The sequence below is a fragment of the Microbacterium xerophyticum genome, assembly GCF_053543555.1.
In genome coordinates, this window is sequence record NZ_JBLVOB010000006.1 from 596,101 (window position 1) to 611,621 (window position 15,521).

General features: G+C 67.1%; 15 protein-coding genes. 3 read left to right on the plus strand and 12 right to left on the minus strand.

Annotation, left to right across the window (positions count from 1 at the left end):
* The 12 genes from era to lepA all read right to left on the minus strand — a co-directional run bounded on the left by era (position 1) and on the right by lepA (position 11,503).
* Complete coding sequence (gene era / locus ACNPNP_RS09570) at positions 1-897, minus strand: GTPase Era (RefSeq protein WP_448965792.1); 897 nt, start codon at positions 895-897, stop codon at positions 1-3.
* Entirely contained in the window at positions 894-2,180 is a 1,287-nt protein-coding gene (locus tag ACNPNP_RS09575; protein ID WP_448965793.1) for a hemolysin family protein, read from the minus strand. The genes era and ACNPNP_RS09575 overlap by 4 nt, the downstream gene beginning before the upstream one ends.
* The gene (gene ybeY / locus ACNPNP_RS09580) at positions 2,177-2,638 is read right to left on the minus strand and encodes an rRNA maturation RNase YbeY (protein WP_448966160.1); all 462 of its coding nucleotides are present in this window, start codon (positions 2,636-2,638) and stop codon (positions 2,177-2,179) included. Before ybeY ends, ACNPNP_RS09575 begins: the two co-directional genes overlap by 4 nt.
* The gene (locus ACNPNP_RS09585) at positions 2,632-3,660 is read right to left on the minus strand and encodes a PhoH family protein (protein ID WP_448966161.1); all 1,029 of its coding nucleotides are present in this window, start codon (positions 3,658-3,660) and stop codon (positions 2,632-2,634) included. Before ACNPNP_RS09585 ends, ybeY begins: the two co-directional genes overlap by 7 nt.
* A 49-nt stretch (positions 3,661-3,709) precedes the next feature.
* Positions 3,710-4,057, minus strand: a complete 348-nt coding sequence (locus ACNPNP_RS09590) for an HIT domain-containing protein (RefSeq protein WP_448965794.1) — start codon at positions 4,055-4,057, stop codon at positions 3,710-3,712.
* Positions 4,058-4,195: 138 nt separating this feature from the next.
* Positions 4,196-4,504 carry a GIY-YIG nuclease family protein gene (locus tag ACNPNP_RS09595; RefSeq protein ID WP_448965795.1) on the minus strand — a complete coding sequence of 103 codons (309 nt, stop codon included), beginning with the start codon at positions 4,502-4,504 and terminating at the stop codon, positions 4,196-4,198.
* 181 nt (positions 4,505-4,685) lie between these two features.
* Positions 4,686-5,414 carry a 16S rRNA (uracil(1498)-N(3))-methyltransferase gene (locus ACNPNP_RS09600; protein ID WP_448965796.1) on the minus strand — a complete coding sequence of 243 codons (729 nt, stop codon included), beginning with the start codon at positions 5,412-5,414 and terminating at the stop codon, positions 4,686-4,688.
* A 12-nt stretch (positions 5,415-5,426) separates the two neighbouring features.
* Positions 5,427-6,542, minus strand: a complete 1,116-nt coding sequence (dnaJ, locus tag ACNPNP_RS09605; RefSeq protein WP_448965797.1) for a molecular chaperone DnaJ — start codon at positions 6,540-6,542, stop codon at positions 5,427-5,429.
* Between the two features lie 40 nt (positions 6,543-6,582).
* The gene (gene hrcA / locus ACNPNP_RS09610) at positions 6,583-7,617 is read right to left on the minus strand and encodes a heat-inducible transcriptional repressor HrcA (protein WP_448965798.1); all 1,035 of its coding nucleotides are present in this window, start codon (positions 7,615-7,617) and stop codon (positions 6,583-6,585) included.
* A gap of 89 nt (positions 7,618-7,706) precedes the next feature.
* Entirely contained in the window at positions 7,707-8,924 is a 1,218-nt protein-coding gene (gene hemW / locus ACNPNP_RS09615) for a radical SAM family heme chaperone HemW (RefSeq protein WP_448965799.1), read from the minus strand.
* 13 nt (positions 8,925-8,937) lie between these two features.
* A complete protein-coding gene (locus ACNPNP_RS09620; RefSeq protein ID WP_448965800.1) occupies positions 8,938-9,591 on the minus strand; it encodes a DUF1990 family protein in 654 nt (217 codons plus the stop codon).
* Positions 9,592-9,652: 61 nt separating this feature from the next.
* Positions 9,653-11,503 (minus strand): translation elongation factor 4, encoded by a 1,851-nt coding sequence (gene lepA, locus ACNPNP_RS09625; protein WP_448965801.1) that lies wholly within the window; start codon positions 11,501-11,503, stop codon positions 9,653-9,655.
* Between the two features lie 173 nt (positions 11,504-11,676).
* Here lepA and ACNPNP_RS09630 point away from each other — a divergent pair, with 173 nt between their 5' ends.
* From ACNPNP_RS09630 to ACNPNP_RS09640, 3 genes are read left to right on the plus strand one after another with little or no spacing between them, the layout of a single operon-like run.
* Positions 11,677-12,660 (plus strand): ABC transporter permease, encoded by a 984-nt coding sequence (locus ACNPNP_RS09630; protein ID WP_448965802.1) that lies wholly within the window; start codon positions 11,677-11,679, stop codon positions 12,658-12,660.
* 2 nt (positions 12,661-12,662) lie between these two features.
* Positions 12,663-13,592, plus strand: a complete 930-nt coding sequence (locus ACNPNP_RS09635; protein ID WP_448965803.1) for an ABC transporter permease — start codon at positions 12,663-12,665, stop codon at positions 13,590-13,592.
* Positions 13,589-15,517: an ABC transporter ATP-binding protein gene (locus ACNPNP_RS09640; RefSeq protein WP_448965804.1), complete on the plus strand. Its 1,929-nt coding sequence runs from the start codon at positions 13,589-13,591 to the stop codon at positions 15,515-15,517. Before ACNPNP_RS09635 ends, ACNPNP_RS09640 begins: the two co-directional genes overlap by 4 nt.
* Positions 15,518-15,521: the final 4 nt, after the last annotated feature.

Below are 15,521 nucleotides of genomic sequence, written 5' to 3' on the forward strand. Positions count from 1 at the left end.
TCAGAACCCGAGCTTGCCCAACTGCTTCGGGTCGCGCTGCCATTCCTTGGCGACCTTCACATGCAGCGCGAGGAAGACCCTGGTGCCGAGCAGCTCTTCGATCCCGACGCGGGCACGCTTGCCGACATCCGCCAGGCGCTTGCCCTTGTGGCCGATGATGATCGCCTTCTGGCTGTCGCGTTCGACGACGATCTGGGCGTGGACGTCGGTGAGATCGCTGTTCTCGCGTGGAGCCACATCGTCGATGACCACTGCGATCGAGTGCGGCAGCTCATCGCGCACGCCCTCCAGCGCGGCTTCGCGGATCATCTCCGCGATCCGATCCTCCTGGGACTCGTCGGTCGTGATCCCCTCGGGGTACAGCGCAGGCCCCTCCGGCATCATCGCGAGCATCTCATCGGTGAGCACATCGAGCTGCTCACGCGTGAGCGCGGACAACGGTATGACGGCGGCCCAGTCCTCGCGCAGCGCATCGACCTCGATCAGACGCTCGGTGATCTGGTCGCGATCGGCGATGTCGGTCTTCGTGACGATCGCGACCTTCTTCGCGCGTCCGTACCCGTCCAGCGAGGCGGCGATCCGGCGATCGCCCGGCCCGACCTTCTCCGTCGCCGGCACGCAGAAGCCGATCACGTCGACATCGCCCAGCACCTGCTCCACGAGGTCGTTGAGTCGCTCTCCGAGCAGCGTGCGGGGCTTGTGGATCCCCGGGGTGTCGACGATCACGAGCTGACCGGCAGGACGGTTCAGGATGCCGCGGATGGCGCGCCTGGTCGTCTGCGGCTTCTCGCTGGTGATGGCGATCTTCTCGCCCACCAGAGCGTTCGTCAGGGTGGACTTTCCGACGTTGGGACGCCCGACGAAGGTCGCGAATCCGCTGCGGGTGATCTCAGTCATCGTGTCTCTCCATCGTGCGTGTCCTCATTGGTGCCGGCCGCCCGTTCCACGAACACCGTGGCGATGCCCCTGCCCCGGCCGCGCGACGCGCCACCGGTCAGGACGAGCCCGTCGATCGTCGCCGTCACTCCCGGTTGCGGGATCTGATCGACGGCTTTACCGAGCAGCCCGCCGATCGAGTCGACGTCCTCGTCCTCGAGCTCGATGCCGAAGAGATCGCCCACGTCGTCCAACGACAACCGCGCGCTGACACGGTAGCGACCATCGCCCAGTTCCACGACCTCCGCGGCGGCGTGGTCGTACTCGTCCGAGATCTCCCCGACGAGCTCCTCGATCAGATCCTCGAGCGTGACGAGGCCGGAGATGCCGCCGTGCTCGTCGATGACGAGGCAGACGTGCACGGCATCGCGCTTCATCTGCTGCAGCAGCGTCTCCGCCCGCATCGACTCCGGCACGAAGGTGGCAGGCCTCGCGATCGGTCGGATCGACGCCGTGCGCCAGGCGCTGTCGTCGCGATACGCGAACTGGACCAGGTCTTTGAGGTAGAGCACGCCGACGACGTCGTCCGCGTCATCATCGACCACCGGCATCCGCGATACGCCGCGTTGCAGGAACAGGGCCATCGCCTCGCTGTTCGTCGCCTCGGCATCGACCGTCACCATCTCGGTGCGCGGCACCATGACGGCGCGCACGAACTGGTCGGTGAAATCGAACACGGAGTGGATGAGGTCGCGGTCGTCCTCTTCGATGAGATCGTTCGAGGCCGCCTCGTCGACCATGCTGAGGAGCTGGTCCTCGTTCGCGAACGAGCTGCGTCCTGTTCCAGGGGTGACCTTGTTGCCCAGCACGACCAGGCCCTGGGCGATCGGACCGAGGATGAGGCGCAGTCCGCGGACGATCGACGCCGTGCCGCGGATCATGCCCTCCGAGCGCTGTCGTCCGAACGTGCGCGGACTCGCGCCGACCAGTACGAAGGTGATGCCCGTCATGAGGATCGCCGCGGCGAGCATGGCCCACCAGAGGTTCTCGAACATGATCGTGAACGCGACGGTGACGAGCACCGCGGCGGTCACCTCCACGAGGACGCGGATGAACGCGATGGCGTTGACGTGGGCGTCCAGATCGTCGGCGATGCGGGAGAGGGCTTGCGCCCTGCGTCCCTCGGACGCCATCTCGGCGAGATCACCGCGCGAGGTGACGCTGTACGCGGCGTCGATGGACGCCATGAGTCCGCCGAACGCGACCAGCAGGACGGCGCCCAGAAGCAGGAGGATCTCGGTCATCGGCCGTGTTCGACGCGCGCGAACCCTTGGATCAGCTCCTTCTGCAGCCCGAACATCTCACGCTCCTCTTCGGGTTCGGCGTGATCGTATCCGAGCAGGTGCAGCAGCCCGTGGGTCGTGAGGAGGATGAGCTCGTCCATCAGGGTGTGGCCGGCGGCCTGCGCCTGGGTCTCGGCGACCTGCGGGCACAGCACGATGTCGCCGAGCAGCCCGGGAGGCGTCGGGCGGTCCTCGGTGCCGGGGCGCAGCTCGTCCATCGGGAAGCTGAGCACGTCGGTCGGGCCCGGTTCGTCCATCCACTGCACGTGGAGGGCCTCCATGGCGCCCTCGTCGACCAGGACGATCGCGACTTCCGCGTCAGCGCTGACGTGCAGCTGGGCGAGGTTGTAGTCCGTGAGGCGCTGCAGCACCGTCTCGTCGACCTCGATGGCCGATTCGTTGTTGATCTCGATCATGATGAGTGTCCTCGTTTCGGCGCGCGGTCCCTCGGACCGGGGCGCAACCCTGCACGGCGCTCCGCGCGATTCGCGAACTCGTGGGCCTGCTCGCGCTCCGCGCGCTGCGCCGTGCGCTGCTCGTCGTACTCGCTGTACGCGTCCACGATCCGGCCGACCAGCGAGTGACGCACGACGTCCGCGCTGGTGAGGCGGGCGAAGTGGATGTCCTCGATGTCGTCCAGCACGCGCGTGACGAGACGGAGGCCGGATGCTCCCTGCGGCAGGTCCACCTGCGTGATGTCTCCGGTGACGACCATCTTCGTGCCGAAGCCGAGACGGGTGAGGAACATCTTCATCTGCTCGGGGGTGGTGTTCTGCGCCTCGTCGAGCACGACGAACGAGTCGTTGAGCGTGCGGCCTCGCATATAGGCGAGCGGCGCGACCTCGATCGTCCCCGTCGCCATGAGCCGGGGGACGACATCGGGATCCATCATCTCGTTGAGGGCGTCGTAGAGCGGGCGAAGATACGGGTCGATCTTGTCGTTGAGCGTGCCCGGCAGGAACCCGAGCCGCTCCCCCGCCTCCACGGCCGGACGCGTGAGGATGATGCGGGTGACCTCCTTGCGCTGCAGCGCCTGCACGGCCTTCGCCATCGCGAGGTAGGTCTTCCCCGTTCCCGCGGGGCCGATGCCGAAGACGATCGTGTTCTCCTCGATCGCGTCGACGTAGTCCTTCTGCCCCTCGGTCTTCGGGCGGATCACACGGCCGCGCGTCGACAGGATCGCCTCGCCGAGCACCTCGCTCGGTCGCGGGCCGCCCTCCTGCCGCAGCATGCGGGCGGAGCTCTGCACATCGCTCGGCGCGAGATCGTAGCCGTCTCTGGTCATCGTGAGCAGTTCCTCCACCAGGGTCTTCGCAGCGGCGACGGGTGCGGCCGCACCGGTCAGGGTGATCTCGTTGCCGCGCACGAGCACCTGCACCTCGGTGTGCTCCTTCTCGAGCATCCGAAGCAGCCGGTCCTGCGGTCCGAGCAGCTGCACCATGGCGATCCCGTCGACATAGATCCGCTCGACGGTCTGGGCAGAGTTGGGGTCAGGCAACGAGGCTCTTCTCGGTCAGTCCGCCCGCGAGGATGTGCGCGTGGACGTGGAACACGGTCTGCCCGGCGTTGGCGCCGGTGTTGAAGACCAGACGGAAATCGCCGTCGGCGTGGTCAGCGGCGAGCTGACCGGCGAACGAGATCAGCTCGGCGAGCAGCTCCGGGTCGCCCGCGGCGAGCTCGGTGACATCGCGGTACTGCTCGGTCTTCGGGATCACGAGCAGGTGAACGGGTGCCTGCGGTGCGATGTCGCGAATGGCGAACAGCTTCCCCGTGGACGCGATGATCTCACCGGGAACGTCACCGTTGAGGATGCGGGTGAAGATCGAGGGTTCCGTCATGTTCCCAGTCTACGGGGCGCGGCCAACGCACGGATGGAATCCTCCACGAGCGCAGCCCCCTTCGCGGGTCGCCCGCGAACGCACCCTGTCCGCGGGTCGTTGAGCGAGCGCAGCGAGACGAAACGGGCTGAGCGAGCGTCAGCGAGTCGAAGCCGGACGCTTCTTCTCACGTCGTTGTCGCGCCTGCCATCCGATCACTGCGTCGAGTCCGCCCTGTGCGAAAGCGACGCGTTTGGCGTGGCTCCATCCCTGGAGATGCTTCTCCCACGCGAATGCCTCGTCGATGCCGTCGAACTCACCGCACCAGAAGAGACTCACCGGCAGCCGTCGCTTGGTGTACTCGGCACCCATGCCCGCCTGGTGCTGTGCGAGTCGCTGGTCGAGGTCTATCGTGCTGCCGACGTACAGAGTGCCGTCGCAGCAACGAAGCATGTACGTGTGTGCCATCCCGGCACCGTGGTTCACGGTGCCGACGCTGCGCTGGGCGCTGTGGATAAGTGCAGCTTTCGACTCGTCGCTGCCGCTCCTCGCTCAAGCCGTTTCGTCTCGCTGCGCTCGCTCAACGACCCGCAGGGACGTCGTGGGTGGAGCGAAGCACCGCGGGCCGAGCAGCGCGGGACGTCGCGCGCTACCAGCGACCGAGCGTCGCGGACAGCACGGCGATCGCCGCGGGGCCTGCCGTCGATGTGCGCAGCACGGTGTCGCCGAGGCGGACCCGTTCGGCACCGGCGGCCTCGAACGTCGCGAGCTCCTCCGGGGCGATCCCGCCCTCAGGCCCGACGATGAGCACGATGTCGCGGTGGTCCGGCCTGACCGACGACAGCCGCGAGTCGGCGGTCGGATCGAGTACCAGCATCCGCTGCCCCTCGGTCTGCGCAACGAGCTGCGCCGTCGTGAGAGGGGCTGACACCTCCGGCACCCATGCGCGATGCGCCTGCTTGGCCGCCTCCCGGACGATCGCGCCCCACCGGTCGCGCCCCTTGACGGCTTTCGGGCCCTCCCAGCGCGAGATGCTCCGCGCTGCCTGCCACGGCACGACCTCATCGACGCCCAACTCGCACGCCGCCTGCACCGCGAGTTCGTCGCGATCGCCCTTCGCGAGGGCCTGCACGAGCACGAGTCGCGTCGAGGGGGCCTCTGCCTGGACACGGCCGGTGATCCTCACGTCGACACGTGACGCTGACACGTCCGTGACCGCACCGTCCAGCCACGTACCTGCGCCGTCGCCGATCGTCACGGTCTCACCGACGCGCAGTCGCCGCACGACCGCCGCATGCTTGGCCTCGGTACCCGTCAAGGACACGATGTCGCCGATCGATGCCGAGCCCGAGCTCTCCACCAGGAAGTGCAACGCCATGGGGGCCTCCGATCAGTGGCGGAATCTGTCGCGCAGCTTCGAGAACAGCCCCTGTTGGAACTGTGCGAGCTGCGGACCGGGCGCCTTCTGCTTCTTCGCGAAGTCCTCGATCAGCGCGCGCTGCGACGAGTCGAGCTTGGTCGGTGTCACGACCTGCACGCCTACTCGAAGGTCGCCGCGCTGGGTGCCGCGCAGCGGCGTGATGCCGCGGCCCTTGATCGTGAGCACGTCGCCGGACTGGACGCCCGGACGGATCTCGAGATCCACCTTGCCGTCGAGGCCGTCGATCGCCGTCTCCGTGCCGAGGATCGCGTCGGTCATCGACACCTCGAGCGTCGCGAGCAGATCGTCGCCGTCACGGCTGAAGGCGGCGTGGGGCGAGACGGTGACCTCCACGTAGAGATCGCCGTTCGGGCCGCCCGCCCTGCCGACCTCGCCAGAGCCCGGCAGCTGCAGGCGCAGACCGGTCTCGACACCCGAGGGGATGTCGAGCGAGACGGTGCGACGAGAGCGCACGCGGCCCTGGCCGGCGCACGTGCCGCACGGGTGAGGGATCGTGGTGCCGTAGCCCTCGCAGCTGCCGCACGGCTGCGACGTCACGACGTTGCCGAGCAGACTGCGCACCTGGCGCTGCACGTGCCCTGTGCCGCCGCAGATGTCGCAGGTCACGGGCGAGGTGCCCGGCTGCGTGCATGAGCCCTGACAGGTCTCGCACAGCACCGCCGTGTCGACCTCGATGTCACGGTGCGCCCCGAACACGACGTCGCCGAGGTCGAGCGTGACGCGAACCAGGGCGTCCTGGCCGCGTTCGCGACGGGACCGCGGCCGGCCTCCCCTGCCGCCGCCCTGGGCTGCTCCGAAGAACGTCTCGAAGATGTCGCCGAAACCTCCGAAACCGCCGAAGTCGCCGCCACCGGCGCCGTCGCCACCGCCCATGTCGTAGCGACGACGCGATTCGTCATCGCTGAGCACGTCGTAGGCGTGGGTCACGCTCTTGAAGCGCTCGGCCGCGTCCTCGCCTGGATTCACATCCGGGTGCAGCTGTCGAGCGAGCTTCCGGTACGCCTTCTTGATCTCGTCCGTCGTCGCGTCACGCGACACCCCGAGAACCTCATAGTGGTCCGCCACAATCACCTTCCTGCATGTGCAAACTGTCGAGCGGTCCGCGTCAGCGGCTCGCTTCGTCCTCATCGAGCATTCGCGACAGATAACGGGCCACAGCCCGCGCCGCCGCGAGATTGCTCGGATAGTCCATGCGCGTCGGGCCCATCACGCCGACCCGCGCCGTGCCGCCTGGCGTCAGGTAGTTGCTCGCCACGATCGAGGCCTCGGGGAGCCCGAACGGCTCGTTCTCCGTGCCGATGCTCGCCGCGAGCCCGTGCTCGTCGGTGACCATCTCACTCATCAGACGCAGCAGCGTCACCTGCTCTTCGATGGCTGCCAGCAGCGGATGGATGCTGCCGCGGAAATCCTGCTCGCGACGCGCGAGTGTCGCCGCTCCCGCCATGACCAGGCGCTCCTGCCGGAACTCGGCGAGCTCCTCGCCGATGATGCCCCCGAGCACCCGCACCGCCGCGTCCGTGCGGTTGTCGCTCTGCCCGTCGACGAGCAGCTGCACCCGATCGGACGCCTCGCGCACCGACTGACCGGTGAGCAGCGCCGACAGACGGGCGCGCAGCACAGCGACATCCTCGTCATCGAGATCGATGGGCAGACCCGCGATGCGCTGCGAGACGCCGCCGGCATCCGTGACGAGCACCACGAGCAGTCGGTTGGGTGCGAGCGCGACGAGCTCGATGTGTGTCAGGTGCGCCCGCGCGAACGAGGGGTACTGTGCGAGCGCGACCTGACCGGTGAGCTGCGTCAGCACCCTGACGGTGCGCGCCATCAGATCGTCGAGGTCGGTCGGATCGGTGAGGAACGACTCGATGGCGCTGCGCTGCGCTGACGAGAGCGGGCGCAGCTGCGCCAGATGGTTGACGAAGACGCGGTATCCCTTGTCGGTCGGCACACGCCCCGAGGACGTGTGCGGCGCGGTTATCAGCTCTTCGTCCTCGAGTTGCGCCATGTCGTTGCGGATCGTCGCGGCCGAGACGCCGAACGAATGCCGGTCGACGATCGACTTGCTGCCGACGGGCTCGTGCGACTCGACGTAGTCCTGCACGATGGCTCTGAGAACCTGAAGACCGCGTTCAGTGACCATGTCGCACCCTCCCATCTGGCACTCGAATACTCGGAGTGCCAATTCTACCCCGCGCGCGCTGAGAGCCGGCGGGAGACCCGCAGCACGCGTCAGTCGGTCAGCGCGCGCACCACGGCATCCGCGAGCATCCGTCCTCGCAGTGTGAGACGCACACGTCCGCGCAGCGCGGCGACGCCGTCGATCAGTCCGTCGGCGATGAGACCTGCGACGCGATCACGATTGTGCTCGGGAACATCGGCGATCGCGAGACCCTCCGCGAGCCTGCTCTCCAGCAGCACGCGCTCCAGCAGGTGCGCCTGCGCATCGGGACGCTCGGTTCCCGCCGCCGGCGATTCGGATGCCGCGATCCGCTGCGCGTACGCGGCAGGATGCTTCACGTTCCACCAGCGGAGTCCCGCGACGTGGCTGTGCGCGCCGGGACCGAAACCCCACCAGTCGCTCCCCCGCCAGTACGCAAGGTTGTGCCGCGAGCGCTGCTCGTCGCTGCGTGCCCAGTTGCTCAGCTCGTACCAGTCGAATCCCGCGGCCGCGAGACGCGCGTCGGCGAGCTCGTACATGTCGGCCTGCAGGTCGTCGTCCGGCATCGGCACCTCGCCGCGACGGATCTGACGCGCGAGCTTCGTGCCGTCCTCGATGATCAGTGCGTAGGCGGAGATGTGGTCGGAATCCAGAGCGAGCGCGTCATCCAGCGATGCCTCCCAGTCGGCGAGGGACTCCCCCGGCGCGCCGTAGATCAGATCCACGCTGACGGCGAGCCCCGCGTCCTTCGCGGCGTCGACCGCCGTGCGCACGTTCTCGGGCTGGTGGGTCCGGTCGAGCGCGGCCAGCACGTGCGGAACGGCGGACTGCATGCCGACCGACAGCCTGGTCACCCCTGCATCCGCGAGCGTTCGCGCGACCTCGGGCGTGACCGTGTCGGGATTGGCCTCCACCGTGACCTCGGCTCCGTCGGCCACCCCGAACGCGTCGACCGCGCGCTCCAGCATCCGCGCCAGGTCTCCGGCCGGCAGCAGCGTCGGCGTTCCGCCGCCGAAGAACACCGTGTCCATCGGGCGCAGTGCGCCCGCATCGGAGAGCACCCGTCGGGCGAGCGCGATCTCTGCGGAGAGCGTGTCGGCGTAGTCCTCCTGCCGCGCACCGCGCAGCTCACCGGACGTGTACGTGTTGAAATCGCAGTATCCGCAGCGCACGCGGCAGAACGGGATGTGCAGGTATGCCGAGAAGGGCACCTCCGCATCGATCGGCAGGTCGGCGGGAAGCCGGCCGTCGGACGGCGCGGGGTCGCCGAGCGGCAGGGGCCCGGCCATCAGAGTCGCGCCATCACAGCGGCGTCGCGTACAGCGGAGAGATCGCGCGGAGGTAGCGCGCGAAGAGCTCTTTGCGGCGACGCTTCACGAGCGTACGCAGCATCCGATAGATCAAGGCGTTGGGTGCGTCGAACGCGCGGACCGTGAACCAGACCTCGTCGGTGCCCTCGCGCCACTCGATCTCGAAGAGCTCCTCACCGCTGACGACAGACCCGCCGACCGTGCCGAGCACGAATCCGATCCGCCGCGGTTCCTCGGTCACCGAGATGACGCGGAGTTCAGCATCGGCACGCATTCCGGCGACCCGCCCATGCAGGCGCAGAGTCATGCCCGGTCCTACGAACGGCACGCCCTCCGCGTCGAAGCGCTGCTCGATCTCGCGCGTGCTCGGCGCGATCGGATTGCCCTCCGCATCGAAGCTGACCCCGGAGTATGCCGGACCGGCAGCGGGGCGCACGTCTTCGATGCCGAGCCCGGCCGCCCGCTGCGCCGTCCACGACAACAGCGCCTCACCGGCGGAGCGGAATCGTTCCTCGCCGCTGCCGATGCGCCAGGAGTCCTCGGCCGGCACGCTGCGCTCCGGCGGGTACTGCATCAGGTCAGGGGCATGAGTGGCCCCGACGGCGGCATAATCCACCGTGTCGTCTCGGAAAGTCCCGCGCCGCATGAGTTCCAGCCTACTTCGGGTTACCTGAACGGACACCTCCCGCGCCGCGGGAGGTGCAATGCTACTTCTTGTCCTTGCCGTCGACGTCACCGCTCAGCGCGGCGATGAACGCCTCCTGGGGGACCTCGACGCGGCCGACCATCTTCATGCGCTTCTTGCCCTCCTTCTGCTTCTCGAGCAGTTTGCGCTTACGGCTGATGTCACCGCCGTAGCACTTGGCGAGCACGTCCTTGCGCAGGGCCCTGATCGTCTCGCGGGCGATGATCCGCGCACCGATCGCCGCCTGGATCGGAACCTCGAAGTTCTGGCGAGGGATCAGCTTGCGCAGCCGCTCCGCCATGAGCGTGCCGTAGGCGTACGCCTTGTCGCGGTGCACGATCGCGCTGAACGCGTCGACCTTGTCGCCCTGCAGCAGCACGTCGACCTTCACGAGGTCGGCGGCCTGCTGGCCGGAGGGCTCGTAGTCGAGGCTCGCGTAGCCCTGGGTCTTCGACTTCAGCTGATCGAAGAAGTCGAACACGATCTCGCCGAGGGGGATGTTGTATCTCAGCTCCACCCGCTCCTCGGAGAAGTACTCCATGCCCAGCAGAGAGCCGCGGCGCGTCTGGCACAGTTCCATCACGGTGCCGACGTAGTCCTTCGGAAGGAGGATCGCCGCCTTCACCATGGGCTCGGCGACCGACGCGACCCTGCCGTCGGGGTACTCGCTCGGGTTGGTCACCGTCACCTTCTCGCCCGTGTCGGTGGTCACCTCGTAGATCACGCTCGGAGCGGTGGTGATGAGGTCGAGGTCGAACTCGCGCGCGAGCCGCTCGGTGATGATCTCGAGGTGCAGCAGGCCCAGGAACCCGCAACGGAAGCCGAAGCCGAGGGCCACCGACGTCTCGGGCTCGTACACGAGGGAGGCATCGGACAGCTTCAGCTTGTCGAGCGCCTCGCGGAGCTCCGAGTAGTCGCTGCCGTCGATCGGGTACAGACCGGAGTACACCATCGGCTTGGGGTCGGTGTAGCCCGGAAGCGCTTGGGTCGCTCCGCCGCGACTGGTCGTGACGGTGTCGCCGACCTTCGACTGCCGCACATCCTTCACACCGGTGATGAGGTAGCCCACCTCACCGACACCCAGTCCGTCGGAGGGGATCGGCTCAGGGCTGGAGACGCCGATCTCGAGGAGCTCGGGGTTCGCGTGCGTCGACATCATCTGGATGCGCTCGCGCGGGGACAGACTGCCGTCGATCATCCGCACGTAGGTGACGACGCCGCGGTAGGCGTCGTAGACGGAGTCGAAGATCATGGCGCGCGCCGGAGCATCCGCGTCGCCCTTGGGCGCAGGGATGTCGCGCACGATGCGGTCGAGCAGCTCTTCCACGCCCACGCCGGTCTTGCCCGACACACGCAGCACGTCCTCAGGGCGTCCGCCGATGAGATCCGCGAGCTCCTTGGCGAACTTGTCCGGGTCCGCAGCAGGCAGATCGATCTTGTTCAGGACCGGGATGATGTGCAGATCGTTCTCGAGCGCGAGATAGAGGTTCGCGAGCGTCTGCGCCTCGATCCCCTGCGCCGCGTCCACGAGCAGGATCGCGCCCTCGCAGGCGGCCAGCGAGCGCGACACCTCGTACGTGAAGTCGACGTGGCCAGGTGTGTCGATCATGTTGAGCGCGAACGTCTGGGAGTCGTCCTGCCACGGCATCCGCACCGCCTGGCTCTTGATGGTGATCCCGCGCTCGCGCTCGATGTCCATGCGGTCGAGGTACTGCGCCCGCATGTCGCGGTCGGAGACGACGCCGGTGATCTGGAGCATGCGGTCGGCGAGGGTCGACTTGCCGTGATCGATGTGGGCGATGATGCAGAAATTGCGGATCTGCGAAGGCGGCGTCGCGGCAGGCGAGAGCGGAGTGAGAGCGCGTGGGGACATGTTCCGACGATTCTACGTTCAGGGGGCCCTAATCCCCGATTCGACTTGACGGGTGATAGTCTCCCGAGGTTGCCTTGGTTCAGATCTGTGGGACTGAGTGCCACGGGCGATCCTCCCGATTCGACGTCGCATCGGACGATCCCGAGCGCGTTGTAAAAGAGAAAGACAAAACCTTGATCAAGTATCTCCTCCGCCGTACCCTCGGCTGGTTGTTGATGATCGTGGTCGCGACCAATCTGACGTTCTTCCTGGCTTGGGGCTTCCTCAACCCCCGGAACAACTTCGTCGGTCGTAGGCCCCCGCTCAGCGAAGAGCAGATCTCCAACCTTCTCCTCCCCCGCAATCTGGACTCCAACGTCCCGATCTGGGAGCGGTGGTGGAACTGGTTCAGCGGGGTGATCTTCCGCTGGGACTGGGGCGTGAGCCCGACGGGCGGCTCGGTGAACGAGCAGCTCGCCTACCGCATGTGGGTGAGCGCCGAGCTCGTGCTCGGTGCGACGATCATCATGACCGTGCTCGGCATCGCGCTCGGCGTGTACACCGCGTCTAGGCAGTACAAGCTCGCCGACCGCATCGGTCAGGCGACCTCGATCATCACGATGAACATCAACGTCATCGTCGCGGCGCTCGGCATCGTGCTTCTCGCGATCGCATTGAACGACTGGCTCGGCGTGCGGGTCTTCTACGTGACGGGCGCCTCCAGCCAGGGGGTGGAAGGCTTCTTCCCCGTCCTGATAGACAAGCTCCAGCACGTGACGCTGCCGACCATCGCGCTCATCATCGTCGGTTACGCGGGAACGCACTTCCTGCAGCGCTCGTTGCTGCTCGACAACATCAACGCCGACTATGTGCGCACCGCGAGGGCCAAGGGGCTCACCAAGCAGCAGGCGATCCGCAAGCACGCACTGCGCACCTCGCTCATCCCGGTGGCGACGCAGGTGGCGTTCAGCATCCCGGCCGTGTTCACCGGCGCGATCCTCACCGAGTCGATCTTCGCGTGGAACGGCATGGGCAAGTACTTCATCGAGACCATCACGAAGAGCGACATCAACGGCGTCGTCGCCACCGCGGCATTCGCCGGCCTTCTGACCGCGCTCGGAGCGATCCTCTCCGACATCGTGGTCGTCGTTCTCGACCCGCGAGTGAGGGTGAGCTGACCATGAGCGAAATGATCGACCCCACCGTCGAGGCACCCGCAGACCCCGTGATCGCCGAGAAGTCCGACGGCAAGCCGATGTCGAAGTGGACGCTGTACACCCGGCGCTTCATGCGCAACAAGCCCGCCGTCGGCGGCATCGTGATCTTCGTGCTGCTCGTCCTGTTCGCGATCATCGGTCCGCTCATCGCGAAGTACGATCACATCGAACTCGACTTCCTCAACCTCGGTACTCCTCCGTCGCTCGAACACTGGTTCGGCACCACGGCATCCGGGAACGACATCTTCGCGCAAGTCGCCGTCGGCACGCAGCGCTCATTGATGATCGCCGTGACCGTGTCGGTGGGAACGACCGTCATCAGTGCCCTGGTCGGCACGGCCGCGGCGTACTTCGGCGGCTGGACCGAGAAGATCAGCCTCACGATCATCCACTTCATGATGGTGATCCCGAGCTTCCTCATCCTCTCGCTGCTGTCGAACCGCTCGGGTGGCGACTGGCGAGTGATCGCGCTGATCATGATCTTCGTCGTGGGCTGGTACTTCCCGGCGCGCGTCATCTGGACGACCGCGCTCTCCCTGCGCGAGCGCGAATACATCCACGCGGCCCGTTACATGGGCGTGCGCGGCATGACGATCGTCATCCGCCACCTGCTCCCGAACATCGGCTCGCTGCTCGTGATCAACTTCACGCTCGGCATCGTCGGCGCGGTCATGGCCGAGACCGGCCTGTCGTTCATCGGCTTCGGCGTCAAGATCCCCGATGTGTCGCTCGGTTCACTGATCGGCTCCGGCGCGAACACCATCACGAGCGCCCCGTGGTTGTTCTACTTCCCGGCCGCCGCCCTGACGCTGCTGACCGTCTCGATGGCGCTCGTCGCCGACGGCCTGCGCGACGCGCTCGATCCCACTTCGGCAGCAGGAGGCCGCGCATGAGCACTGTTCTCTCCGTCCGTGATCTCACGGTCAGCTTCCCCTCCGAGGCCGGCCGCGTCGACGCCGTCCGCGGCGTCTCCTTCGACCTCGAGGCGGGCAAGACGCTCGGCATCGTGGGTGAGTCCGGTTCAGGCAAGTCGGTCACCTCGCTCGCGATCATGGGACTCCTCGACGAGAACGCCCGCGTCACGGGTTCGATCGTGTACGACGGCCAGGAACTGCTGGGCAAGTCGGACAAGCAGATGTCTGTCATCCGCGGCAACGGCATCGCCATGATCTTCCAGGATCCGCTGACGTCGCTCACTCCGGTGTTCACCGTCGGCGACCAGCTGATCGAGGCGCTCACCGTGCACCGCAGCATGTCGAAGCAGGAAGCGTGGGATCGCGCGATCGAACTGCTGCGCGTGGTCGGCATCACGCAGCCGGAGAAGCGCATGAAGGGCTTCCCGCACGAGTTCTCCGGCGGCATGCGCCAGCGCGTGGTGATCGCCATCGCGATGGCCAACAACCCGAAGCTGATCATCGCTGACGAGCCCACCACGGCGCTCGACGTCACGATCCAGGCGCAGATCCTCGACCTCATCGAGAAGGCACAGGCCGAGACCGGTGCTGCGACGATCATGATCACCCACGACATGGGTGTCGTCGCCCGGCTGGCAGACGACGTCATGGTGATGTACGCGGGCAAGCCCATCGAGCACGCGCCGGTCCGCGAACTGTTCCACAACACGCGGATGCCGTACTCGATCGGACTGCTCGGCGCGATCCCCCGCGTGGACAAGGCCGAGAAGGAGCCGCTGACCCCGATCAAGGGCAACCCGCCGCTGCTGATCAACCTGCCTGACGCGTGCCCGTTCGCCGACCGTTGCCCGATCGTGGTCGACGCATGCCGCCAGCGCGAGCCCGAGCTGCTCGATGTGCCGTCGCTGACCGATGCTGCCCACCAGGCGGCGTGCATCCGCGCGCACGAGATCGACGAGAACGGGCTCATCGGCGGTCTCCCCGTCTACCCCGTGCCGGAGATCCCGGAGAGCGACCTGACCCGCACGCCGCGCGAGCAGCGTCCGATCACGCTCGACGTCCGCAACATGAACAAGGTCTTCCCCCTCATGAAGGGTGCGTTCTTCAAGCGCAAGGTCGGCGAGGTGCACGCGGTCAAGAGCGTGAGCTTCGACGTCCGCGAAGCCGAGACCATGGCGATCGTCGGCGAGTCCGGCAGCGGGAAGACCACGACGCTGCTGCAGATCATGGACCTCGTAAAGCAGAACGACGGCGACATCATCATCAACGGCACCAGCGTCAACGACATCACCAGTCACTCGATCGAACGCAAGGTCCGCCGCGACATCCAGATCGTGTTCCAGGACCCGATGGGCGCCCTCGACCCGCGCATGACGGTGGCCGATGTCATCGCCGAGCCATTGCGCGCCATCGGCACCTCGAAGGATGAGGTGCACCGTCGCGTCAAGGAACTCATGGATCTGGTGGGACTCAACCCCGCCCACATCGACAGGTTCCCCGGCGCGTTCTCCGGCGGCCAGCGTCAGCGCATCGGCATCGCCCGTGCGCTGTCGACGAACCCGAAGATCATCGTCCTCGACGAGCCCGTGTCGGCACTCGACGTCTCGATCCAGGCCGGCGTCATCAACTTGCTCGACGAGCTCAAGGCCAAGCTCGGCGTCTCGTACTTGTTCGTGGCGCACGACCTCTCGGTGGTGCGCCACATCGCCGACCGCGTCGCCGTCATGTACCTCGGCGATTTCGTCGAGCACGGCGATGTCGACGACATCTTCGAGAACCCGCAGCATCCGTACACGAAGGCCCTCCTGTCTGCCATCCCGGTGCCGGATCCCGACATCGAGCGCACACGCGAGCGGCTCACGTTCAACCCGGAGACCATGCAGGTCGAGACCTCATCGGTCTGAGCAT

Excerpts from the sequence above, each read along its gene's own strand:
- era (WP_448965792.1), bottom strand. The coding sequence starts at position 897 with ATGACTGAGATCACCCGCAGCGGATTCGCGACCTTCGTCGGGCGTCCC.
- ACNPNP_RS09575 (WP_448965793.1), bottom strand. The coding sequence starts at position 2,180 with ATGACCGAGATCCTCCTGCTTCTGGGCGCCGTCCTGCTGGTCGCGTTC.
- ACNPNP_RS09585 (WP_448966161.1), bottom strand. The coding sequence starts at position 3,660 with ATGGTGCAGCTGCTCGGACCGCAGGACCGGCTGCTTCGGATGCTCGAG.
- ACNPNP_RS09590 (WP_448965794.1), bottom strand. The coding sequence starts at position 4,057 with ATGACGGAACCCTCGATCTTCACCCGCATCCTCAACGGTGACGTTCCC.
- ACNPNP_RS09595 (WP_448965795.1), bottom strand. The coding sequence starts at position 4,504 with ATGGCACACACGTACATGCTTCGTTGCTGCGACGGCACTCTGTACGTC.
- ACNPNP_RS09600 (WP_448965796.1), bottom strand. The coding sequence starts at position 5,414 with ATGGCGTTGCACTTCCTGGTGGAGAGCTCGGGCTCGGCATCGATCGGC.
- hrcA (WP_448965798.1), bottom strand. The coding sequence starts at position 7,617 with ATGGTCACTGAACGCGGTCTTCAGGTTCTCAGAGCCATCGTGCAGGAC.
- hemW (WP_448965799.1), bottom strand. The coding sequence starts at position 8,924 with ATGGCCGGGCCCCTGCCGCTCGGCGACCCCGCGCCGTCCGACGGCCGG.
- ACNPNP_RS09620 (WP_448965800.1), bottom strand. The coding sequence starts at position 9,591 with ATGCGGCGCGGGACTTTCCGAGACGACACGGTGGATTATGCCGCCGTC.
- lepA (WP_448965801.1), bottom strand. The coding sequence starts at position 11,503 with ATGTCCCCACGCGCTCTCACTCCGCTCTCGCCTGCCGCGACGCCGCCT.
- ACNPNP_RS09635 (WP_448965803.1), top strand. The coding sequence starts at position 12,663 with ATGAGCGAAATGATCGACCCCACCGTCGAGGCACCCGCAGACCCCGTG.
- ACNPNP_RS09640 (WP_448965804.1), top strand. The coding sequence starts at position 13,589 with ATGAGCACTGTTCTCTCCGTCCGTGATCTCACGGTCAGCTTCCCCTCC.